At 70.7% G+C, this 22,764-nt stretch carries 23 protein-coding genes; 11 read left to right on the forward strand and 12 right to left on the reverse strand.

Annotated features, from left to right (window positions below; all coding sequences use genetic code 11):
• Window positions 1-4: 4 nt before the first annotated feature.
• From ACNI14_RS02595 to ACNI14_RS02605, 3 genes are all read right to left on the reverse strand, one after another.
• A complete protein-coding gene (locus tag ACNI14_RS02595) occupies window positions 5-1,429 on the reverse strand; it encodes a M20/M25/M40 family metallo-hydrolase (RefSeq protein ID WP_420518375.1) in 1,425 nt (474 codons plus the stop codon).
• Window positions 1,426-2,958 (reverse strand): MFS transporter, encoded by a 1,533-nt coding sequence (locus tag ACNI14_RS02600; RefSeq protein ID WP_420518376.1) that lies wholly within the window; start codon window positions 2,956-2,958, stop codon window positions 1,426-1,428. The genes ACNI14_RS02595 and ACNI14_RS02600 overlap by 4 nt, the downstream gene beginning before the upstream one ends.
• Before the next feature lie 117 nt (window positions 2,959-3,075).
• A complete protein-coding gene (locus ACNI14_RS02605) occupies window positions 3,076-5,427 on the reverse strand; it encodes a sodium-translocating pyrophosphatase (RefSeq protein WP_420518377.1) in 2,352 nt (783 codons plus the stop codon).
• 186 nt (window positions 5,428-5,613) lie between these two features.
• Here ACNI14_RS02605 and ACNI14_RS02610 point away from each other — a divergent pair, with 186 nt between their 5' ends.
• On the forward strand, window positions 5,614-6,174 hold the full coding sequence (locus ACNI14_RS02610; protein WP_420518378.1) for a sigma-70 family RNA polymerase sigma factor: 561 nt from the start codon (window positions 5,614-5,616) through the stop codon (window positions 6,172-6,174).
• A complete protein-coding gene (locus ACNI14_RS02615) occupies window positions 6,171-8,072 on the forward strand; it encodes a hypothetical protein (protein WP_420518379.1) in 1,902 nt (633 codons plus the stop codon). Before ACNI14_RS02610 ends, ACNI14_RS02615 begins: the two co-directional genes overlap by 4 nt.
• Here the strand turns inward: ACNI14_RS02615 and ACNI14_RS02620 are convergent.
• The 5 genes from ACNI14_RS02620 to ACNI14_RS02640 all read right to left on the reverse strand — a co-directional run bounded on the left by ACNI14_RS02620 (window position 8,067) and on the right by ACNI14_RS02640 (window position 11,661).
• A complete protein-coding gene (locus ACNI14_RS02620) occupies window positions 8,067-8,483 on the reverse strand; it encodes an Rv3654c family TadE-like protein (protein WP_420518380.1) in 417 nt (138 codons plus the stop codon). The two genes, ACNI14_RS02615 and ACNI14_RS02620, sit on opposite strands and share 6 nt — an antisense overlap.
• Window positions 8,480-8,863: a TadE family type IV pilus minor pilin gene (locus tag ACNI14_RS02625; protein WP_420518381.1), complete on the reverse strand. Its 384-nt coding sequence runs from the start codon at window positions 8,861-8,863 to the stop codon at window positions 8,480-8,482. The genes ACNI14_RS02620 and ACNI14_RS02625 overlap by 4 nt, the downstream gene beginning before the upstream one ends.
• Entirely contained in the window at window positions 8,860-9,048 is a 189-nt protein-coding gene (locus tag ACNI14_RS02630) for a DUF4244 domain-containing protein (protein WP_420518382.1), read from the reverse strand. The genes ACNI14_RS02625 and ACNI14_RS02630 overlap by 4 nt, the downstream gene beginning before the upstream one ends.
• A gap of 273 nt (window positions 9,049-9,321) precedes the next feature.
• Window positions 9,322-9,858, reverse strand: a complete 537-nt coding sequence (locus tag ACNI14_RS02635) for a hypothetical protein (RefSeq protein ID WP_420518383.1) — start codon at window positions 9,856-9,858, stop codon at window positions 9,322-9,324.
• 726 nt (window positions 9,859-10,584) lie between these two features.
• Window positions 10,585-11,661, reverse strand: a complete 1,077-nt coding sequence (locus ACNI14_RS02640; RefSeq protein WP_420518384.1) for a TadA family conjugal transfer-associated ATPase — start codon at window positions 11,659-11,661, stop codon at window positions 10,585-10,587.
• 132 nt (window positions 11,662-11,793) lie between these two features.
• Between ACNI14_RS02640 and ACNI14_RS02645 the strand changes: the two genes are divergently transcribed.
• The 7 genes from ACNI14_RS02645 (at window position 11,794) to ACNI14_RS02675 (ending at window position 17,777) form a co-directional block, all read left to right on the forward strand.
• Window positions 11,794-12,594, forward strand: a complete 801-nt coding sequence (locus tag ACNI14_RS02645; RefSeq protein WP_420518385.1) for an HAD family hydrolase — start codon at window positions 11,794-11,796, stop codon at window positions 12,592-12,594.
• An 18-nt stretch (window positions 12,595-12,612) separates the two neighbouring features.
• Window positions 12,613-13,347 (forward strand): RNA polymerase sigma factor, encoded by a 735-nt coding sequence (locus ACNI14_RS02650; protein WP_420518386.1) that lies wholly within the window; start codon window positions 12,613-12,615, stop codon window positions 13,345-13,347.
• 1 nt (window position 13,348) lies between these two features.
• The gene (locus ACNI14_RS02655; RefSeq protein WP_420518387.1) at window positions 13,349-14,875 is read left to right on the forward strand and encodes a hypothetical protein; all 1,527 of its coding nucleotides are present in this window, start codon (window positions 13,349-13,351) and stop codon (window positions 14,873-14,875) included.
• A 35-nt stretch (window positions 14,876-14,910) separates the two neighbouring features.
• Complete coding sequence (locus ACNI14_RS02660; RefSeq protein ID WP_420518388.1) at window positions 14,911-16,104, forward strand: hypothetical protein; 1,194 nt, start codon at window positions 14,911-14,913, stop codon at window positions 16,102-16,104.
• Window positions 16,105-16,124: 20 nt separating this feature from the next.
• A complete protein-coding gene (locus ACNI14_RS02665; protein WP_420518389.1) occupies window positions 16,125-16,436 on the forward strand; it encodes a hypothetical protein in 312 nt (103 codons plus the stop codon).
• 95 nt (window positions 16,437-16,531) lie between these two features.
• Entirely contained in the window at window positions 16,532-16,660 is a 129-nt protein-coding gene (locus ACNI14_RS02670) for a hypothetical protein (RefSeq protein ID WP_420518390.1), read from the forward strand.
• Between the two features lie 175 nt (window positions 16,661-16,835).
• Complete coding sequence (locus ACNI14_RS02675) at window positions 16,836-17,777, forward strand: hypothetical protein (protein ID WP_420518391.1); 942 nt, start codon at window positions 16,836-16,838, stop codon at window positions 17,775-17,777.
• Window positions 17,778-17,819: 42 nt separating this feature from the next.
• On the opposite strand, the gene ACNI14_RS02680 is transcribed toward ACNI14_RS02675, so the two are convergent.
• Together ACNI14_RS02680 and ACNI14_RS02685 are read right to left on the reverse strand one after the other, a co-directional pair.
• On the reverse strand, window positions 17,820-18,098 hold the full coding sequence (locus ACNI14_RS02680; protein WP_420518392.1) for a hypothetical protein: 279 nt from the start codon (window positions 18,096-18,098) through the stop codon (window positions 17,820-17,822).
• 92 nt (window positions 18,099-18,190) lie between these two features.
• A complete protein-coding gene (locus ACNI14_RS02685; RefSeq protein WP_420518393.1) occupies window positions 18,191-18,487 on the reverse strand; it encodes a hypothetical protein in 297 nt (98 codons plus the stop codon).
• Between the two features lie 140 nt (window positions 18,488-18,627).
• Between ACNI14_RS02685 and ACNI14_RS02690 the strand changes: the two genes are divergently transcribed.
• A complete protein-coding gene (locus ACNI14_RS02690) occupies window positions 18,628-18,852 on the forward strand; it encodes a hypothetical protein (RefSeq protein WP_420518395.1) in 225 nt (74 codons plus the stop codon).
• 19 nt (window positions 18,853-18,871) lie between these two features.
• Here ACNI14_RS02690 and ACNI14_RS02695 read toward each other — a convergent pair whose 3' ends face one another.
• Both ACNI14_RS02695 and relB read right to left on the reverse strand, forming a co-directional pair.
• Entirely contained in the window at window positions 18,872-20,125 is a 1,254-nt protein-coding gene (locus ACNI14_RS02695) for a type II toxin-antitoxin system HipA family toxin (RefSeq protein ID WP_420518397.1), read from the reverse strand.
• 2 nt (window positions 20,126-20,127) lie between these two features.
• A complete protein-coding gene (gene relB / locus ACNI14_RS02700; protein ID WP_420518398.1) occupies window positions 20,128-20,418 on the reverse strand; it encodes a type II toxin-antitoxin system RelB family anti-toxin in 291 nt (96 codons plus the stop codon).
• A gap of 319 nt (window positions 20,419-20,737) precedes the next feature.
• Between relB and acs the strand changes: the two genes are divergently transcribed.
• Window positions 20,738-22,741, forward strand: a complete 2,004-nt coding sequence (gene acs / locus ACNI14_RS02705; RefSeq protein ID WP_420518400.1) for an acetate--CoA ligase — start codon at window positions 20,738-20,740, stop codon at window positions 22,739-22,741.
• Window positions 22,742-22,764 lie beyond the last annotated feature (23 nt).

The raw sequence follows: 22,764 nt of genomic DNA on the forward strand, positions 1-22,764 counted from the left end.
TCAGTCAGTCGCGAGAGCGCGCCGGATCCGACGGGCCCAGCGCATCGCCGGTCAGCAGCGCGCGGTAGAACGTCACCCCGGCTCCGAGCGCGGAGATCTCGACGTTCTCGTTGGGCCCGTGGATCGCCTCTCGCTGCGCCTTGTCCATCGCCAGCGGAGAGAACCGATACACGGCCGGCGAGATGCGGGCCACGTGCCGCGCATCCGAGGCCGCGAGCATGATGTACGGCACCGTCACGGCGTCGGGATACGACTCACCAATCGCCGCCCCGAGAGCGCGCCATCGGGCATCGTCCCCGGTAGGTGACACGGGCGAGGGCTCGCTCGCCTCGACGACGTCGATCGCGACACGAGGGTCGTCGATCGCGCCGCGCAGGTGCTCGACTGCCTCGTCGCAGCTCGACCCCACCGCCACGCGCACGTTGATCACGGCCGTGGCCCGGGTCGCCAGCACGTTCTGAGCGGGGCTGCCCTCGAGCTGCGTGATCGCCGCCGTGGTGCGCACCATCGCGGCAAGCTCGGGACCCAGCCGCGGCATGATCCGAGCCAGCACCGCGCGCCGGCGACCTGCGCGCTTCAGCAGCCCCCGCATCGGCCGGGCGACGTGAGGAGCGACGCCCTCGAGCATCTCGATGCTCACGTCGTGCACCGCCGCCGGGAACGGGTGGTCCTCGATCGCGACGAGGGCGCGCGCCAGAATCCCCGGAGCGGACTCGCGCGGCGGGGTCGAGGCGTGGCCACCGAGGCTCTCGACCGTGAGCCGCAGCGTCATGAGGCCCTTCTCGGACGCGCCGATCACGGCCATGGGCCGGCGCAGCGTGGGGAAGGCCTCGGTCGCGACCGCGCCGCCCTCGTCGAGCACCATCCACGGCTCGACGCCGCGCTCCTCGAGCAGACTCACGGCCTCGACCGCGGCCGCGCCGTGCGACTCCTCATCGCCGCCGAAGAACAGATACAGGTCCCGCAGCGGCGACCAGCCGTCGGTCAGCAGCGACTCGAGCGCCTCGAGCGCCACCACCATCGCGCCCTTGTCGTCGAGGGTCCCGCGCCCATGCACGCGCCCGCCCGAGATGACGCCGTCGAAGGGCGGGTGCTCCCAGCCCTCCGCGGCCCAGTCGGCGGGCACCGGCACCACATCCTGGTGCGCCATGAGCAGCACGGGCCGCTCGGCGAACTGCCCCGGCACGCGCAGCAGCAGCCCCGCGCGGCCCGGGGTCTCGACCTCGGCCGCGGCGAACACGCGCGGGTAGAGCCGTTCCAGCTCCTCGCGGTAGACCGTGAACAGTGCCTGATCGGCCTCCGACAGCGGGCCCGGCGGTGGCGTCACCGTGGGGATGCGCACCAGATGCGCGAGGTGCTCGGCGGCGGCCAGCGCCTGCGGCGAGGGCTCAAGCGGCGGTGCGGCCGATGCGCGCTTGCCTAATCTCATTGCTTCTCCTCCTCCGTGGCCGGGTGCGCATCCGCCGCACCTTCGCTGGTAGGCCCAGGTATGGGGACGCCCCCGGCGGGCACGCCCGCCTCGGCGACGAGCGCATCGGCGCTGGAGGCGAAGGCGACCTTGGGCATGGCGAACAGGAATGCCATCGCGACCAGCGCGGTGCCACCGCAGATGGCCCACACGGTGATGTAGCCGGCCATCGACCCCGCCGTGGAGGCGGCGCCCGTGGCGGTGACCGCGACCCCGGTGGACAGCGCGATCGCGAACGCCGCCGAGGCGAACGCGCCGCCGATGGTCTTGGTGGTGTTCGTCAGTCCCGCGGCCACGCCGGTGTGCTGCGGGGGCGCGGCCGATGCGGCGGCGGCGGGCAGCGCGGCGACGAGCGCCCCGGAGCCCACTCCGGCGACGACCATGCAGCCGAGCACCATCACGAACGTGTCATGGAACGGGATGAGCGCCAGGTATCCGGCTCCCACCAGGCCGGACGCACCGATGAGCACCAGGCGCGGCGAGGTCAGGGTGGAGATCTTGGCGAACACTCCGGCGCCGATGAGCAGCGAGAACACGTACGCGCCGATGAGGTACGACGCGGTGGCCGATCCAAGGCCGAGACCGTAGCCCACCTCGTCCGGGTCGGTGCGGGCAAAGGTGGACAGCGGCCCCTGAGCGCCCAGCACGCTCACTCCGAACAGTCCCGCGGTCACGACCACGGGCCACAGCGTGGGGCTCTTGAGCATGGTGATGTCGACCAGCGGGTGCTCGGTGCGCTGCTCGACCCTGACGAAGACCCACAGCAGCGCGAGGCCGATGAGCACCATGGCCACCACCCACACGGTGATGCCGTCCACGCGCACCAGCGACAGCCCGCCCATGATCGCGAGCAACGCGATGGTCAGCACCGACGTGCCGCGGGTGTCGATGGTGCCGCCGCCGCGCTCACCGGTGTCCGGAACCTTGACGATCACCACGATGAGGGCGACCGAGACCAGCACCGCGGGCACGCACAGCGCCGCCCACAGCGGCAGGAGCTCGCCCATCTGCCCTCCGGCCAGCGCTCCGAAGATGGCGCCCGCCTGCAGCGCCACGACGATGATGCCGGCGCCCTTGCGCGTGAGCGCCGCGCCGTCGGGCCGGTCGCGCGCCCGGGAGAAGATGATCGCCACGTTCAGCGGCAGCCACACCACGTAGAAGCCCTGCAGCGCCCAGGCGACGACGAACAGCGGGAAGGTGGGCGCGAAGGCGATGGCGAAGCTCGCGATCATGGTGAGCACCAGGGACGCGATGAGCACCTTGCGGTGGCCCACCATGTCTCCGAGCCGCGCGAGCACCGGCACCGCGATCGAGCTGAGCAGCAGCTGTGCGGCCTCGAACCAGTTGATGTCCGCGTCGTTGATGTCGAGGTGGCGGGCGATGTCGGTGAACAGCGGCGTGTAGTAGCCCTGGAGCACGCCGGAGACGCCCTCGACCACCACGAGAGCGCCGACCACCCCTCCGGCCAGCGCGGTGCGGGATCTCGTCATGAGGGCATGGTGCCACGCGCATGTGTCGCGACCATGTCGCGCGGGGCGGGAATCAGGACCAATGGTCCTGACGTGCCTCCAGCGACGCTTGGGGCGGGATTCGTGATCGTCACGTGCCTACTTTGAGAGGGGATCGTCCATGGCGGCCTGCGCCGAATCGCCTGGGGAGGGCTCGTGGTGGCCCTCGGAGGCGACCGCGCGGTCCGCGACGCCCTCGAGGTCCGAGGCGTGCGACCGGCGGGACGCGCCGGCCACCGCCACGATCGCAATCGCCGCGGCCAGACCCGCGATGCCCCACCGCAGCCACGGGTTGGCCTCGTCGCCGTAGCTGAGCATGACCACGGCCGGGGCGATCAGCAGCGCCACCAGGTTCATCACCTTGATGAGCGGGTTGATCGCGGGGCCGGCGGTGTCCTTGAACGGGTCGCCGATGGTGTCGCCGATCACCGTGGCCTCGTGAGCGGGCGAGTTCTTGCCGCCGTGGTGGCCATCCTCGACGATCTTCTTCGCGTTGTCCCAGGAACCCCCGGAGTTGGCGAGGAACACCGCCATCAGCACGCCGGTGCCGATCGCTCCCGCGAGGAAGCCGGCGAGGGCTCCCACTCCGAGCCCGAAGCCCACGAACACCGGCGCCATCGCGGCCAGCAGACCGGGGGTGGCGAGCTCCCGCAGGCTGTCGCGGGTGCAGATGTCCACCACGCGGCCGTACTGGGGACGGACCTCGCCGGTCATGATGCCGGGGTACTCGCGGAACTGGCGGCGCACCTCGTACACGATCGCCCCGGCGGCCCTCGTGACGGCATCGATGGCCAGCCCCGAGAACAGGAACACGGTCGCGCCGCCGATGATCACGCCCACCAGGGTGAGCGGGTTAATGACCTCGTAGGAGAAGTCGCCCGCGGATGCCGCGGCCTGTGCCATCGCCTGGCTCACCGCATCGGAGTACGAGCCGAACAGCGCGGTCGCGGCGAGCACGGCCGTCGCGATCGCGATGCCCTTGGTCACGGCCTTGGTGGTGTTGCCCACCGCGTCGAGGTCGGTGAGGATCTGCGCCGCCTCAGCGTCGACCTCGCCCGACATCTCCGCGATGCCCTGCGCATTGTCGGACACCGGACCGAACGTGTCCATGGCCACGATCACGCCCACCGTGGTCAGCAGCCCGCAGCCCGCGAGCGCCACCAGGAACAGGGCGAGGGTGATCACACCACCCGCGACGAAGTACAGGATCACCACCGCGCCCGCGATGACGGTCGCGGTGTAGACGGCGGATTCGAGCCCCAGGCCGATGCCGGACAGCACCACGGTCGCCGCGCCCGTGCGGGAAGTCTCGGCCACGCGCATGGTGGGCTTGGACGCCGTGTCGGTGAAGTATCCGGTGAGCCACAGGATCAGCCCCGCGAGCCCGATGCCGACGAACACGGCGACCGTGGCCATGATCCGCGGATCGCCGGCGGTGCCCTCGAGCGCGGCCGTGCCGATCTCGTCGAACGAGTCGGGCAGGTAGGCGAAGGCCGCGATCGCGGCGAGCACGGCGCCGATGGCGGCGGAGGTGTAGAAGCCGCGGTTGATGGCCGCAAGGCCCGCCTCGCCCTTGCGGATCTTGGTGATGAACACCCCGATGGCGGCCACGAAGGCGCCGATCGCGGTGACGATGAGGGGGAACACCAGCCCCTGCTCCCCCATTGCGGCCTTGCCCAGGATCAGCGCGGCCACCAGCATCACGGCGTAGGACTCGAACAGGTCCGCGGCCATGCCGGCGCAGTCACCCACGTTGTCGCCCACGTTGTCCGCGATGGTCGCGGCGTTGCGCGGATCGTCCTCAGGGATGTGCTGCTCGACCTTGCCCACCAGGTCGGCCCCCACATCGGCCGCCTTGGTGAAGATGCCGCCGCCCACGCGCATGAACATCGCGAGCAGCGCCGCGCCGAAGCCGAATCCCTCGAGCACCGCTGCCGCGTCGCCGCGGTAGAGGAACACCACCGCCGCGGCGCCGAGCAGCCCGAGCCCCACGACGGACATGCCCACCGCGCCGCCGGTGCGGAACGCGATACGGGCTCCCGCGATCCGGCCGCCGGGCTGGGTGGCCGCGTGCGCGACCCGGACGTTGGCCCGCACCGCGAGCCACATGCCCATGTAGCCGATGGTCGCCGAGAAGCCCGCGCCCAGCAGGAAGAAGACCGAGCGCCCGATGCGCACGCCGGCGTCGCCCGGAAGCAGGAACAGCAGCGCGAAGACCACCACCGCGAACAGCAGCAGGGTCCGGAACTGCCGGCTCAGGTACGCCGACGCCCCCTCTTGGATCGCGCCCGCGATGTCGCGCATCTTCTCGGAGCCGTCCGCGGATTTCAGCACCTGTTGGCGCAGGACGTACGAGAACACCAGCGCGGCGGCCCCGATCAGGCCGATGACGGCGACGATGGTGAGGCTCGAACTTCCGACCTCGACGGCGGGGCTGACCACGTGATGCATTCGTCCTCCTTGACGAGAGCACTGCGTTATCCGAACTGCTGCCGCGGCGACGACGTTGTCGCGCGACCGGAAGGTATTCGGGGAGTCTAGGGGACGATGGTGCGCGGGGCACGGTGTGACCCAACGATCTGCCCTGGCTGCGCGTCGATACTGCGACGGAACCGAGATTTCAGGACCGGAGGGGCCATGTCTCAATGGCAGGACACCATGGAACAGCTGGTGCGCAATCGCGAGCGCGCGCTGCTGTCCTATGCGTACCTCGTGTGCGGCAACCCCGTGCAGGCTCAGGACCTGGTGCAGGACGCGCTCGTGCGGACCTTCTCCAAGGAGCGCAAGGGCCTCACCGCGGTCAAGGCGGAGGGCTACGTGCGCCGCGCCATCACCACCATCTACGTGGACGGATACCGCCGCCAGCAGCGCTGGCAGCGGGTGCAGCACCTGTTCCGTCCGGAGCGGATCGCGCCGGACGCATTCGGGCAGGTGGAGGCGGGATCGGAGGTAGCCGATGCGCTTGCCACCCTTCCGCCTCGCGTGAGGGCGTGCGTGGTGCTCAGATTCTTCGACGACCTCACGGTTCCGCAGATCGCGCGGGCGCTCGGCATCGCCGAGGGCACCGTCAAGAGGTACCTCAGCGATGGGATGACGCAGATGCAGCTGGCGCTCGGCCCGCTGGAGGACGCGAATGAGGCGGAGGCGGGCGAGACCACCGTGGACTCGCACCGCACGCATGGAAGGAACGGGTCATGAAGCTCTCCGACGCACTGAGGGGCGCCGCGGATCGCGCGCCCGTGGAGCAGATGCACGTCTCCACGGCCGGTGCCGCGGGCCGCGTCAAGCGCGAGCGCGCGCTTCGCATGGGGGCCAACGGTCTCGTGGGTGCGGGGGCGGCGGCCGTGGTCGCGGTGGGGGCGATCGGCCCGATCAGCACGAGCAGTCAGGACACTGCGGGGCTCGCCGCGCCCGCGATGGAGGACTCCGGTGCCGAGATGTACTCCGACGGTGCGGACTCGGAAGCCTCAGGCGGCATGGCGGCGGAGGGCACCAGGCCCGCCGAGCAGTGGATGTGCGGCACCGACTTCGACCCAGCCGACGGCTCGTGGTCGTGGGGAGACGATTCGGGCGTGACGTTCACCGTCGGCGAGCCGGAGCGGGATGGAGAGCAGATCCTGCTGCCCCACACACTCGAGGCGCACCGGGCCGTCGAACTGATCTCGAGCCCGGACTACGTGGTGACGTGGGATGGCATCGTGGTGGGCCGCATGGTGCAGCCCCCGCCCATCGAGTACGGGCCCGCGGACGAACCGACGCTGCCCGAGAGCGGTGGCTTCGAGCGGCTCGACCCGGCCACGGACTTCGCCACTCTCGAGCAGTCCACCGTCCTGGAGCCCGCCAACTGCTGGGACGGAGCACCGCTGCCCGCCGCCGACTACGAGGTGCACCAGGCGTGGACGCTCGCGTATTGGGACGATGCGGTGGTTCCGTGGACTCCGTCCCCAGAACCTGACGAGCCCTCGGATTCGTCAGCTCCCGCAGTCGAGCCCACCCCGTCGGCGCTCCCCGGCACGGCCGAAGGCTCGGACGGCGAAGGTTCCGGCGAGGCAGACACTCTGCCCGCACCCCCGACGCCGGAGCTGTTCCGCGTCGCCGCGGAGCCGCTGGACCTGACCATCGATGGCGACCGTGTCGACGACCCCTTCGGGGAGTACTTGAACGGCGACGTGCCGGTCGATCCGCAGCCGTCACCAGCGCCCAGCGGCGGACCCCCGCCCCTTCCGGAAGGCTCGCTCACGCCCGACATCGCGCGCCAGATGTTCGAGTCCGGCGTCGTCAACGCGGGCGAGTGGGACATGGCGCCGGGCTCGCAGCGATGGGTCAAAATGGCCGACTCCGCGCTGGGTGACGACCAGTGGTCTCGCAACTTCTTCGGGTGCTCGTGGGACGGCGAGGGCGCGACCTTCCCCGCGACCTCCGCCGAGATGTCGCTGCTCGACGTGGACATCGACGTGCCGTCGAGCATCGACGTGAGCTACGGGTTCGTGGTGGACGGCAACCCGCTCGTGACCGCGTCGGTGACCAACACGTCGGAGTACACGATCCCGGGCTTGTGGGGCGCACAGCCACAGCTGTTCCTCGTGCGAGACGGTCGGGTGGTGGCAGAGGGCCATCCCATGAGCGTCAACCAGGACGGACGCATGGGGATCGCCGCCGAGGAGGGCGGCATGTCAGGGATGGCCGAGATGACCATCGCCCCCGACGGCGGCGTCTTGGCGCCGGGTCAGTCGATGAGCGGGGAGTACCTGTGGCGTGACGTCACGGGCTGCTACACCGAGTCGGGACCCACGGACGTGGCCGCCGGAACCTACACCGTGCTGTCCATGCAGTCCCTCAGCGTCTCCGACGTGCACACGGCCTTCGGTGGCGCCGGAGTGGCGCCGCGGATCGAACCGAGCGCAGTGCCGTTGCCGGCCCCCACCCCGTGGAACCCCGATGGCGGCGATGCGGTCACGTATGACTCCGAGCTCGGCGGCGACGAGCCCGCCATCGCGGAGCCCGACCCCATGGCCACCTGGGGAGGCGGGCAGATCGACTGGATCGATCTGCAGGCCTGGACCTCGCTGGGCACCATCACGGTCTCGGAGTCATAGCCGAATCTGCTCATGCGGCACCAGCCATGCTGGTGCCGCATGGGCGGGACCAGCCACGGACGTGGCCGCGGCGTCGATACGACCTCGCCGCAGCGAGACCTCCACGGTGACCACCGCGCCCGCGACAGCGCAGCGGGTCGTGCGGGCGCCGTTGTCACCGGCGGCGGCCGCGGCGACCGAGCACGCACGCGACTCCGGGTCGTGGCCGAGCGCGACCTCTCCCCGGGCCGCGTGCGCACCCGCGAGCGCGGCCTCGTCGGCGGCGTGCTGAGCCGCCACCCGAGTCGCGGACGCCGCCGCACTCGCCACCACGCCGGCCCCCACCACGAGCACCACCATCACGATCGCGAGAGTCAGCACGCTCCCGCTTCCCTGCTCGAGTGAGCGCGCGCGGCGCCGTCGGTCAGTCACGGCGCCACGCGTGCCACCGACGTGGCCGTCGCGGCCGGCAGCCAGCCCGGGCCGTCGATGCGCACGGAGACCTCGACGCGTTCACCGCCCACGTCGACTGCGACCGTCGCGCCCGGCACCGCGCGGGCGATCTCGGCACGCGCCGCCTCCGCGCCCTCGATGGCCGCGAGCCGAGCCCCCACCGCGGCTGCCTCCGTCGCTTCGACCCCCATGCGCGCCCAGGCGACCGCGGCGAGCACGAGCCCCAGCACGATCACGACCGCCGGCAGCGCCGCCGCGAGCTCGACGGAGACGGACCCGGCGTCCCGAGTCCGAAGCCACGGGTCGCGACGGCGCCGGCTCGCGCTCACCGCGACGCCGAATGCCCCAACATCGCTCACCCAAAGGCCGAGCGCAGGATGCCCGCCAGCAGCTCCCGCACCTCGTCCGAGCGCACCAGCGCGATCAGCACACCCGCGAACGCGGCCGCCGCAACCGTCACGAGCGCGTACTCGGTGGTGGCCATGCCGTCGTCGGCCGATGGGTCGAAGCCCCGCCCGGTGCGTTCATCGATCCACTTGTCCATCTCCGTCCCTTCCGGGCGGCGACCCTCGCCGCCCTGGGACCACCGTGATCGCGCCACGCGGCCGTCGCACGGGCGGCAGGTGCCAACGGTGGAGCGGGGCCTCGCCTGCGCCCCTGGGGACAACCCGCCCGCAGAGGGAGACGTCGGCCGGCGACGCACCGTCACCGCCCAGACATAGACATGGACACAGACACACAGCGCGGCCATCGCGCCATTGCACTGCGCGCGCCCTCGCCCCCGAAGAGTCGGTACGGGAGGGGGCGCTCCCGTCGGCTACGGCGCCCCGAGCTCCGGCACCTCGAGCGACCCGAGGTCCGCTCCCGCGACCACCGCCACGATCAGCGGCAGCACTCCCGCGAGCGCGAAGGCCGGCAGCAGGCACAGCGCGAGCGGAAGCGCCAGCCGCACACCCAGCTCTCCCGCCGATCGAGCCGCCTCGCGCCGAGACTCCCGGTCCAGCCTCACCATGGCTGCGCGGAGACCGTGGCCGGCCGGGGCGCCTGCGGCCTGAGCGAGCGCGAGGGGCCGGGCGAGCGCACGCACCAGCGGGCCGTCCAGCTCGGCCGCGGTGCCGCCGTACGCGTGCGCCGCTGCGAGGGCGCGCAGGGGCCCGGCGCTGCGGGCGTCGGCGGCATCGGCCGTGCGGGCCAGCGCGCTCGACACGTCGAGTCCCGCCGCGAGCGCCGCGTCCACGAGCGCCAGCACCACGGGAACGGGCAGTCCGGCGTCATCGGACGCGGCCGCCGCACCGACGAGCCGGGCCATCCACCACGACCCCAGCCACGTCAGCAGCGCCGCGCCCCCGAGCATCCCCCATCCGAGCGGCGCNCGCTCGACACGTCGAGTCCCGCCGCGAGCGCCGCGTCCACGAGCGCCAGCACCACGGGAACGGGCAGTCCGGCGTCATCGGACGCGGCCGCCGCACCGACGAGCCGGGCCATCCACCACGACCCCAGCCACGTCAGCAGCGCCGCGCCCCCGAGCATCCCCCATCCGAGCGGCGCGGTCACCAGCAGCCCCAGTGCCCCGGGATCGACGGCGGCCGCCAGCGCCACCCCGACCAGCGGGAGCCAGCGCAGAATCCGCGCGCTCATGCGCGGTCCCGCGAGCTGGGCCTCGGCCGCATCACGAGCATCGCGGTCGCGTGCCACCGCGTCGTCGACCCTGGTGAGCACCCGGGCCAGCGGCATGCCGGTGTCGCGCGCCAGTGCACACGCCGCCACCACCGACAGCGCAGCCGTGCGCTCCCCGCGCCACACTTTGGCGCCAGGCAGCGGGATGCCCCGCTCGTCGACCGGCACGCCCGCGAGCCCCCACGCGCGCGCCGGCGGCAGTCCGGACTCCAGCAGCGCGACCGCGTCCGCGAGCAGCAGCGCGACATCGGCCTCCGGCATGTCCCCGGCACCGCTGGCAGCGCCCGCACCGCCCGCACCGCCGCGCGCACCCGGACGCCACCCATCGCCACGCCACCACCCGCGACGCGACCGTCCGCCGCGCCATCCGCCACTGCGACCGCGCCCGTCATGCCCCCGTCCCCTAAGCCACGGCATCGTCCGCCTCCCCGAGCGCCGCGCGCAGCTCGTCCCACGCGGGCCCCGCGACCCACCGCCCGCGCGGCCCGAGCGACCACGCCACCGCGACCTCGAGACCGGGCGAGCGCGCGCGCAGCACGCACACCTCAGTGAGCCTGCGCACTCCCCCGGACCGCGACACGTGCAGCACCACATCCAACCCGGCCGCGGCCTGCGCCTCGACCGCCGCGCTCGGCATCCCCGCGAGGGCGCCCAGGGTCGTCAGCCGCACCGGCACATCCTGCGGAGAGTTCGCGTGGATGGTGGTCATGCCGCCGCGGTGGCCGGTATTGAATGCGGACAGCACCTCCCTCAGCTCGGCCCCCCGGCACTCCCCCAGCACCACCCGGTCGGGCCGCATCCGCAGCGCCTCACGCACCAGCCGCGCCAGCCCCACGGCCCCCGCACCCTCCACGTTCGCGCGCCGCTCGACCAGGCGCACCACGTGCGGGTGGGCGGGGGCGATCTCTCCGGCCTCCTCGATGACCACGATCCGCTCGTGCGGCGCCGCGAGGGACAGCAGGGACGCCATCAGCGTGGTCTTGCCGCTGCCGGTCGCCCCGCACACCAGCACCGACAGCCGCGCCCGCACGATCCGCGCAAGCAGCGCCGCCGTGCGCGCATCGATCGCCCCCGAAGCCGCGAGGTCCGCGAGCGTGAGCGCCTGCGCACGCACCACCCGCAGCGAGATCGCCGCGCACCCGGGCGAGACGGGCGGCAGCACCGCGTGCAGGCGGTTGCCGTCCGGCAGGCGCGCGTCCGCGACCGGGCTGGCGTCGTCGAGCCGCTGACCCCCGGCCGCGGCGAGCCTGACCGCGAGCGCCCGCACCGCATCGGCATCGGGCAGCGCCACCGCGACGCGCTCGAGACCCATCCCGCGATCCACCCACGCCTCTCCCGGACGGTGCACGAGCACGTCGGTGACGCCAGGGGTGCGCAGCAGCATGGCGAGCGGCCCTGCCCACGCCGCCGCCTCGGCCCGGCCCGCGACATCAGCACCCCCGACACCTCCGTCCTCAGGGACCTCCAGCGCACCAGCCACCACGCCAGCGTGGCCGCGCGACCCAGCCCGCGCATCGGCCGCCTTGCCAAGGTGTGCACAGTGCCCGCACCCGAGCCGCCTGGGGACGGCCGACACCTGTCGGATGTCGGCCGCGTTGGTTAGGGTGGCGTCATGGCAATCAGGAAGGCTTCGAAGCCCACCGCGGCGTTCTTCGACCTCGACAAGACCATCATCGCGACCAGTTCGTCGCTGGCGTTCTCGAGGCCGTTCTACGACGGTGGCCTCGTCACGCGCGCGCACGCGCTGCGCACCGCCTACGCGCAGTTCCTCTTTCTCGTGGGCGGCGCCGACGAGCGCCAGACCAACCGGCTGCGCGACTCCCTGAGCGACCTCATCAAGGGCTGGGAGGTGGAGAAGGTCAAGCGCATCGTCGCCGAGACCATCCACGACTACATCGACCCCGTGGTCTACGAAGAGGCGCTGCAACTGATCCGCCGCCACCAGATGAACGGCCGCGACGTGGTGGTCGTCAGCGCCTCCGCCTCCGACATCGTCGAGCCCATCGCGGAACTGCTCGGGGCCGATGCCGTGGTCGCCTCCCAGCTGGGCGTCAAGAAGGGCTTCTACACCGGCGACATCACCTTTTACGCGTACGGAGCCTCCAAGGCCGAGGCGATGTGCCAGCTCGCGGAGGAGAAGGGCTACGACCTCGAACGCTCGTACGCGTACTCCGACTCCATCACGGACGAACCGATGCTCAACGCCGTCGGCTACGGGTTCGTCATCAACCCCGACCGGGCACTGCGCCGTGCGGCCGCCCATCACGGCTGGGGCACGCTGACGTTCAAGAAGCCCGTGGGCCTGCGGACGGGACCGTCGGCCCGCTCAACGGCACTGACGCTGCTCGCCACGGCGGCCGTCGCGACGGGTGTCGTGCTGCTGGTGCGGGCGCTGCGCTCGGATAGGAACTAGCGGCGCGCCGCATCAGACATGGCGCGGTGGACTCGGCTCTACGACGAGCTTGCCGGCCCGCGCTACCCCTTCCTGCTCGCCTACGCGCAGCTGCTCACCGGTGATCGCGAGGCGGCCGATGCGCTCGTCGCCTCCGCGCTGAAGCGCACCTTCGCGCGGCCTCGGCGGTTCGACGGCGTGGGCCCGGTGGAGTTGCAGGTCCGGCGGGAGATCGTGACGCGGTTTCTGGCACGCGCGGGAGAGTTCGAGCCGCCCCCTGCCCCGGTCGAAACCGACCGCGACGTGGCCTCGGCGGCGGAGACCAGCCCCACCCCCCAGCCCTCCGAACACGAGCCCGCCAACCCATACGCACCCCCGGCCCCGGGACAGGAACCCGTGACTCCACCCGCGGCGCCCCTGACCCCCGCGGAGGGCGACGGCGCAGACTCCTCGGCCCGCGCATCGGCCGGCGTGGCTGATCCCGCCGACGCCGCCCCAGAGCCCCGCGACGAGGAGGCCGTCCTCCGAGAGGCGCTCCTCGCCCTGCCGCCGCAGGCACGGGCCGTCGCGCTGCTGCGCCACCACGACGGGCTGACTCCCGGCCAGATCTGCGAACGGCTGGGGCTGTCGCTCGACGGCGTGCGGTCCGCGCTGCAGGACGTGCGGCGCGTCGCGCGCACGCGGCTCGGCATCGAGCTCGAGGTCGAGCCTCACGCAGAAGAGGGGCTCGCAGGGTCCGAGGTCACCGTCGCCGACCACGCCGGGAGGGCCTGAGGTGAACGAGTTCGGCGATCGGATCCGGACGGCTGCCGCGGAGCAATCGCAGCGTTCCTCGGATGCTCGCGCGCCGCGCGGACTGCGCCGCAGGATCGGGCGCGCGCGGGCGCTGCGGGTCGGAGGATCGGCCGCGAGCGCCCTCGTCGCGCTGGCCGGTGTCGGTGCTGCCGGAGTGGGGTTCACGGGCATCGGCGCGGCTCCCGAACCGAGCCCCAGCGCCTCCGTCGACCTGTCGATCGACAGCACCGTCGAGTACGCCACGGTGCCGTTCCCGGAGACGGACGTGCGCCTCGGAGCGGTAGGCGAACCGCAGCGGTGCGGAGAGCCGGCTCCCGACACCCACGCGGAGGACTCGGAGTTCTCGTCGACCTTCGAGACGCCCACTGAACTCGAGTTGGACCCGGCGACCGCGGGCGTCGCCGGCGGTCCCGGAGATGGCGATGGCGACGCGACGGTGACGGTGTCCTATTCGGGCGCGGACGAGCTGCACGTGTTCATCGAGCGGCCCCGCGCGCTCTACCTGCGCGACGGCATGGTGGTGGGCTGGGAGCCGCAGATGCGGGAGGCCCCGCTCACGGCGATGAGCACGTCACGCACCGTCTCCTACCCCTGGGAGTGGACCGGCTTCATCATCGGCTGCAGAACGGACGAACAGTTCGTCGCTCTCGAGCCCGGCGACTACGAGATGGTGCTCGTCACGGACGTCACGATGGACGAGCAGTCCGCGACCCTGCACAGCCTGGGAATCGAGGGCTACACCCTGCCGCCCGCTGCCGACGCCCCCGCGTTTCGCGAGGGAGGGTACGAGTGCGCCGATGCCGGAATGTACTTCGGCCAGCCCCCCATCACCTGCACACCCCATGCACTGCCCGGCGTCGAGATCGACTACGTGGCGGGCACGGCGACCGTGCCCTACGACAGCTCGTTCTACGACCGCGACGTGGACCTGACCTACGTCTCCGAACCGGTCGACGTCACACTGCTCGAGGGGCCGGACTACCCCACGGGGCCCGGCGAGGACGACGTTCCGACATACGAGCCTGGCACCGTGCCCGCGTGTGGGGACCTCTATACCAACGGGTGGACCCGCGCGCTGCAAGGCACCTGGGACCCCTCGCAGAAGGACATGCGGCACATCGAGGAGGGTGACACCCTGACCCCGTCCCTGTGGCAGCGCGCAACCGGGTGGACGACAGCCGAGGCGGAGCTGGCGCCGGAGCCACGCCTGTGGCTCACGCGCTGGGAGGACGTCGAGATCGAGGAGGACGGCGGCGGAAGCTCCGTCTATCAGGGTCAGCGGCTCGTGGGTTGGATCGATGCCACCCCGGTCGACGGCCCGGTCGTCACCATCGATCGCTACGACGGGCCCGCCGAGTGGCCGCTCACGGTGACGGAGACCGGCTGGTGCGACGGGATGGGCGACCCCGGCCCGTTCGACGCGGTCTTCGTGGGCGAGCCCGCGGCCCTCACCCAGTATCCCGAGGACCGCCGCATCGACGCCGACGCGCTGGTCTTCGGACCGTGAGGAACTCGTCGCACCGCGCACCAGGCAGTCACCACGTGGACGAGTTCAGCGAGAGGCTGCGGGCTGCGACGGCCGCTCACGCGACGCGATCGGCGGGGGCACGGGCGCCGCGGGGCCTGCGCGCATCGGTCGCGAGGGCGCGAATGCTGCGCATCGGCAGCTCTGCGGCAGTCGCGGCGGTGATGATCGCCGGGATTGGCGCGACCGGAGTGGGGCTCTCAGGGATGGGCGCGACGCCGGAAGCGAGTTCTGAGGTGTCCGTCGACCTCTCGATCGACGATGGCGCTGTCGCCTACGCCACCGTGCCACTTCCTGACATGCATGTGGCGGAGTCCCAGTGGGAGCACATCACGGGACTCTGCGGTGCCCCCGTACCGACGACCGAAGCCCCGGACCCGCGTTTCGACGTGACGTATGAGGCGCCGGCGCGCGTGGAGGCCTACCAGGTGAGAGGCGTGCCTCCCGGCGCCGCCCCAGCATCGGCAGACGTCACGTATGCGGAGGGCCCATCGCTGCCGGTGTTCGTCGACGGCCCTTTCGCGTTGTACGTGAGCGACGGCATCGTCGTGGGGCTGGCGCCGACCTACCAGACGCCCGTCGTCACCACATTCGAGCGAGGACGCTCGGCCACGTACCGCTGGGACCCGATGGGCGGCTCGGTGGCATGCGACGACGAGACCGGGAATGACGTCCTCGCCCCCGGGGACTACCAGATGGTGCTCGTCACGCGGGTCCACAACGACGTGGAGTCGGCGGTGATGCAGAGCCTGCGCATAGACGGCTTCACCCTGCCCATGGCCAGTGAACTTCCCGCGTTCCGGGAAGGCGGCTACGAATGCGACGGCATGTATGTCTGGAACAACCTCACGCCTCTGACGTGCGAGCCGAATGCCCTGCCCGGCGTCGAGATCCACGAGGATGACAGTGCGATCACCGTTCCCTACGACGCGTCGTACTTCACCGAGGACGTCGATCTCACCTACGTCTCATCGCCGATCAATGCGCGGATCATGCGCGACATCGACGACGGCGCCCCACCCCCGCCCGACATCCCCGCCTACGAGCGCGGCGCAGTGCCCGTGTGTGGCGAGACGTACGACGGGATCGACTCCGGTTCGATACGCGGTCCCTTGGAGGCGTCTACGCACAGCCTCGCCGACGTGAGCCCCGGCGACATGGTCGAGCCGGAGTTGTGGAGGCTGGGCCGGGCTGGCTCTCGGCCCAACTGACGCTACCGACGGAGCCCCGGATGTGGATCCTGCGCCAGCGCAACGTCGCTCACGACGACGGCGACCCCAACACGGAGACCTGGTACACCGGATACGAGGTGGTGGGCTGGCTGGATGCCATCTCCGTCTCCACAACCACCACGCTCGAGATCGTCCGCTACGACGGCCCCGAGCCGTGGCCCCTCACCATCGTGGACGTGCAATGGTGCGAAGGGCTCGACGATGCCGGCGCTGGCGGCGACACTCACGTCGCCATGGTCGCCTCGCCGACCACGGTGACCCTCGACGACGGCACCCGCGAAGAGCTCGACGCCCTGCTCTTCACCCCCTGAGGCCCACACTCCTCAAAGTCGACCCCAACCTTTGACCACCCCCCGCACGTTGACACTGTGACAGGACGGTGGCTCGACGTGTCGGAGGGGAAATCATGGTCCGGATCGCCTATGCCGCCGCGGCGACGCTCGCGCTCCTGATGGGAGTGGCCGCCGGGTGGACCTGGCAGCAGTGGCAGCCCTCGAGCGGGGTGGCCGTGGCCGCCGTCGAGGCCACCGCATGAGGGTCGGCGCGCGACCTCTTCACGGAGATTTCGAACCGGGCATGTCCCTGACCAGGGATGGCGCAGAATCGTCCGTGCGACCTACGTTCTGGGCCTTTGGGGGGACGTACCATTGAGCCTCGACACACGTTTTCAGCAGGGTGGCAACAGGCGCCCAGGGGGGCACGACCAGCCGATGAACAAGGGGCTCATGGCCGTGAGCGCGGTAGCCATCGCCGGGCTGTCAGCAGCCGTCGGCTGGTACGGCGTCCAGTTCCTGACCTCGAACTCCGAGACGCCGGCCGCAGGTCCGTCGGTCCCGCCCGCCTCCGACGTCGAAACCGTGCCCGTGACCTTCAACCTCGACGACGTCGAGGCCCAGGCCAGCGGGTTGTTCACGCCCCCGGAGTGCGGCGCGGAATGGTCCGCGGAACCCACCGCCGCCAATGGCGTGATCCCCGAGGTCGAGGTCACGCAGGGCTCGGTGAGGGCATCGGCCACGGTGACGTTCACCAGCGATGACGACGAGTTGACGGCCTTCCTCGCCCAGGAGGGCCAGCTCATCATCACTCGCGACGGAGTGGTGGTCACGCCGGACTGGGGAACCGAGTTCGTGCCCGACCTGTTCGTGACCGCGACCGACACCACCGCCCCCTCGTCTGACTCGATCGAGTTCACCGGTGCCACCCTGTGCGACACCGCCGCGGAGCTGTCCGCGATCTGGGACGACTTCGAGTGGTCGGGTGCCAGCGAGGAGCAGATCGCCGAGCGCCAGCAGGAGGCGGAGGACTTCGAGGCCGAGAACTCGGACCTTCCGCCCGGCGACTACGAGGTGTACGCGTGGACCCCCGTCATCCTCGGCGAGCCGGCGGCCGCGGCACGAGCCTTGGCCGAGGAAGGCGTGAGCGGGCTCGCGTACCTCCAGTACACCGCCGGCTACTCGGTGCTCCAGGACGACCCTCGCATCGCAGACCACTGCGAGGAGGCCTCCACCCCGGACGGCCAGACTGAGCTGCTGTGCGACGTGCCTCAGGACGTGCTCACCGAGGTGCTGACGCGCGACGTGCCTGCGCACTACATCGTCGACGCCCCCGCCGACGTCGCCATCTCGGAGCCCGCCACCTTCACCGTGGAGTGAGCCCCCGTGGGGTGAGTCCGGCTCGGTTGAAGTGTCGCCGGCTCAGCCGGTCTTGCGGCGGAAGTCCTTGTTGGGGTGAGCCTCACCGTTGCCGTGCAGGGAGTCGGGGCCGGCGCTCTTGCCGGCGCTGCCGGGCTTCGGCGCCTGACCGTCGTTGCCGACGTAGTTCCCCATCACCTCTTGCGGGTCCCCGGCCTTGACGTCCTCGAGGAACTTCTTCGCTTCCTCGTCCCGCATCATCTTCGCGAGCTTGCCGTGGTGAAAGATCACCGCTTCGCCGTTGCTGCGCGTGCGGTAGTCGAAACCTTCTGCTCCAGTCATCTGCTCATGGTGACACGAGAGCACGCCGATGCGCGCGATGAGCGGTCGTGGCGTTCGCCCACACGGGGCTGGCCGCGCAGAACTGCACGGGCCTACTCGGAGGGGCGCTCTTCGCCGTCGGCCTCGCGTGGCTCGCCATCTCCGTGAGGGACGGGGCCGTCGAGCGGCTTCTCCATCGCGGGGTGCGTGTCGGTCCCGGAGGTCTGGGCGGTGCCCGACTGGCCCTCGACGAACCTTGCCATCACCTGGTCCGCGTCGCCCTTCTTGACCTGCGCGAGGAAATCCTCGGCGTCGTCTCCCCGCAGCAGCACGGCGACGGATCCGCCGCGCATGATCTCGACCTCGCCGCTGGACCGAGTGGTGTAGGTGAAGTTCTGGGATTCAGTCATGGGGATATCGTGACACGGCAGGCGGCCGATGCGCGTGCCGGGGCCCTCTCGATCGCCGGGTTCTCCACAGCTCGCCAGGCGCGCGGTCGCGCGTCGGTACGCGCCGTTACGCTGGGGACCAGACCGCAAGGAGGCCCGGCATGACATCGCCCAGCGAGCAGTCGATGGCCGAGGTCTCTGCGGTGCTGCTGAACCTTGAGCACACCATTGCGCGCGCCAAGAAGGGCCTCACGAAGGTCAAGAAGTCCGGCGGCGGCGACAAGAACGTCGAGCTCGCGCTGGAGAACGCGATCACGGAGCTCTCCAAACAGCACAAGCGGCTCATGCAAGACACGTATTACGCGGGGCATCCGCGCCTGCTGTAGCCACGCATGGTCCGCAGTCCTAGTCGCGCAACTGCGTCACGGTCGCTTCACACAAGAAGCGAATCCGCTCGGTCCAGCGATCCCGCAGATCCGGCTCGTCAAACGGATCTACCCCGTGGAAGATCTCCAGTGGGATTCGTGCTGCCTGACGATGTATCTCGTCGCGGAGCCGGCCCGTGTCCACTCCTATGCCCGTGGCAAGCCGATCCCAATGACGGCCATGAACTGTGCCGAACACGCGTCGCCCCCCAATGGACATCGCTGCCTGGTTGATCTCCGAGTCACCGACCGCGTCGTACGGAAGGGCAGAAGCGACGTCGTAGAGCGGCGCGAGGCCGACTCGACCCGGAGCCAGAGTGACTGAGTAGTTCTTGGCATGCGCGTCGGGCGCGCCAATCAGGTAGTTGAAGACGAGAGCCTGCGCGAACTCCCACACGTCACGCTCAGGATCCGACGCGTTGTCGCGCAGCACACGCGCGATGGCCGCGGCCGACGGTCCCCCGCTCGCTTCGTACTTCTTCCGCGGATACACGGCGAGCGCCTGGCACATGTCCTCCTGGTGGACGCGCACGAGAGTGCCATCGCGCCGCCGTCGCCGATCGAAGCGCGTCACGACGAGGGCAGACTCGCCACCGAATGCCCTGAACTCAGTCTTGGCAGCTCGCAAGCCCAACTGCCGTGCGGTCGCCATCGAGACATGCTCGACCAACGCCTGGTGCCGGTACTCCGAAACACCGGGCTTGAAGATGTGCGTCGACGGCTCGTCTCCGTCGACGTCCATCCAGGCGCCATCAACCGTGCGTGACAAGGTGAACTTGCTCTGCGCACCCGCGAGCGACCACCGTTCGCCGGCGACCGCCCACTCGGACGCGGAGGACCTCAGATCACGGAGCCGCGCGCCGATGTCCGAGTCGCTGAGCTCAACGGTCGAGGACTCACGTGTAGGACCACCCTCGGGCAAGAACTTCGCACCTCCCGCGCAGTCTCTTCCCATGTGACTGAGCAGGGCGAAGGGATTCTCCGCTGAGACCCCGAAGTCCTCGGCCCAACGTTCCCGGACGTCTTCACTGTCCGGGAGCAGCCCCCACAGAAATGGGGTGACCGTCTTGGCGCGATACCGAACCCCGCTGACTGGCATCGAGAGCGACAGCGGGGGCCGACTTGCATCTGACGCATAGCCAGGGTCGTACTCGAACGATCGGCGGCCAAAGTCATCCTGCATCACGCGACCGATGACCGCGCCGTATAGCTCGACGAGGAGGCCTTGTGCCACTGCTACAACTCCTCCGTGTCGTCCAGCACGTCTGGGTCGTACTGTGACGTCTGCGAAAGGTCCGCCAGTCGCTGGCTCGGACCTTCGACCGGCACGAGTTGTATCGCCAGGCCGAGCGCCTTCATGGTGGCCAAGAGGGTGACGGTTTCGAACCGCGACCCCGACTCCAGCGCAATGACGGTGGCGCGGCTGACTCCGGCCCTGGTGGCCAGTTGGCCCTGCGTCAAGCCAGCGCGTTCCCGTTCGGCGCGAAGTGCCGCACCAAGAGAAGCCAAGGTGGTGATTCCGTGCATATTGTCATTCTAGGTCGACATTGCGCAATGTCCATCTTGATTGACACATCGGCGACCGATGTCAACCACAGTCAACTTTACGCAAAGTAAATCATAACTGACATCGCGCCTCAGAGCAGGTGACAAGGGATCGAGCCGCGCCGCCCGCCCCGCCGACACGCAGCCCACGGCCTCAGCCATGATGGTGAACCTAGATCCAGCGATCACCTCGGTCGTGCACGAGGATTGTTGAAACCATTTAGCAACATCTCACCAGCGATCTACCAGGCACGTCCAAAGACGGTTGGCATGGGACCAAAGTCCTCATAGGCTGGCGCTCATGGTCAACGATGCCCCGCCTCAGTCCCCCACCCTCGAGAACCTCCACAGCGAGACTCGCTCCTTCCCTCCCAGCGACGAGTTCGTCGCTCAGGCGAATGCCAACGCAGACCTCTACAAGCAGGCCGAGGCGGACGGGCCGGAGTTCTGGGCCGAACAGGCGCGCGGCCTGCACTGGGACAAGCCGTTCACCGAGGTGCTCGACTGGTCCGACGCCCCCGTGGCCCGTTGGTTCGCGGACGGCACGCTCAACGCGTGCGACAACGCCGTGGACCGCCACGTGCGCGAGGGACGCGGCGACCGCGTGGCCTTCCACTTCGAGGGCGAACCCGGAGACACCCGCACGCTGACGTATGCGGACATGCAGCGCGAGGTCTCCAAGGCCGCGAACGGCCTGGAAAGCCTCGGCGTATCCAAGGGCGACCGGGTCGCGATCTACCTGCCCCAAATCCCCGAAGCCGTCGTGGCCATGCTGGCCTGCGCGCGCATCGGCGCCATCCACTCCGTGGTCTTTGGCGGCTTCAGCGCGGAGTCCCTGCGCCAGCGCATCGACGATGCCGAGGCCACGCTCGTCATCACCGCGGACGGCGGCAACCGCCGGGGCTCGCACCTCGCCCTCAAGCCGCTCGTGGACACCGCGATCGCGGCGGGCGACCACCACCCCGAGCCCTCGGCGACCGTGGAGAACGTGCTCGTGGTCAAGCGCACCGGCCAGGAGACCCACTGGGTCGAGGGCCGCGACGTGTGGTGGCACGACGTCGTGGAACCGGCCTCCGAGGTCCACGTGCCCGTGATGGTCGAGGCCGAGCACCCGCTGTTCATCCTCTACACCTCGGGCACCACCGGCACCCCCAAGGGGCTGTTCCACACCACGGGCGGCTACCTCACGGGCGTCTCCTACACGCACCGGGTGGTGTTCGACCTCAAGCCCGAGACGGACGTGTTCTGGTGCTCGGCGGACGTGGGGTGGATCACCGGCCACTCCTACATCGTCTACGGGCCCATGATCAACGGCGCCACCCAGGTGCTGTACGAGGGCACCCCCAACACCCCTCACCAGGGCCGCTGGTTCGAGCTCATCGAGAAGTACAAGGTGTCGATCTTCTACACCGCGCCCACCGCGATCCGCACCTTCATGAAGTGGGGAGAGTCGATCCCGGCCCAGTACGACCTCAGCTCGCTGCGCCTGCTCGGCTCGGTGGGTGAGCCCATCAACCCCGAGGCCTGGATGTGGTACCGCCGGGTCATCGGCGGCGACCGCTGCCCCCTGGTCGACACCTGGTGGCAGACGGAGACCGGCTCCATCATGATCTCGCCGCTGCCCGGCGTCACGGCCACCAAGCCCGGCTCCGCGCAGGTCGCGCTGCCCGGCGTCGCGGCCGCCGTCGTCGACGACCACGGGGACGAGGTGGGCCCCGGTCGCGGCGGCTACCTCGCCCTGACAGAGCCGTGGCCGTCGATGCTGCGCGGCATCTGGGGAGACCGAGCGCGCTACGAGCGCACCTACTGGAGCCGCTGGCCCCACCTGTACTTCGCGGGCGACGGCGCCAAGCGCGACGCCGACGGCGACATCTGGCTGATGGGGCGCGTGGACGACGTCATGAACATCTCCGGCCACCGGCTGTCCACGACCGAACTCGAGCACGCTCTCGTGTCTCACCCGTGGGTCGCGGAGGCTGCAGTCGTGGGCGCGAGCGATGAGACCACCGGTCAGGCCGTGGTGGCCTTCGTGGTGGTCAAGTCGGACGCCGCCGGCGCCGACGCCTCCGGCCACGACGTGTCCGTCGCGCTGCGCGAGCAGGTGGCCAAGGAGATCGGGCCGCTCGCCAAGCCGCGCACCATCCTGGTGGTGTCCGAGGTCCCCAAGACCCGCTCCGGCAAGATCATGCGCCGCCTGCTGCGCGACGTCGCCGAGCACCGCCCGGTCGGAGACGTCACCACGCTCGCGGACTCGTCGGTGATGGACGCGATCGCGGCGGGCCTGGAGTCCGGCAAGAACGACTGACCCGCCGACGATCGGTCCGTCCT

Source organism: Demequina pilifera, assembly GCF_048814985.1.
In the GTDB taxonomy this organism is placed as follows: Bacteria; Actinomycetota; Actinomycetes; order Actinomycetales; family Demequinaceae; genus Demequina.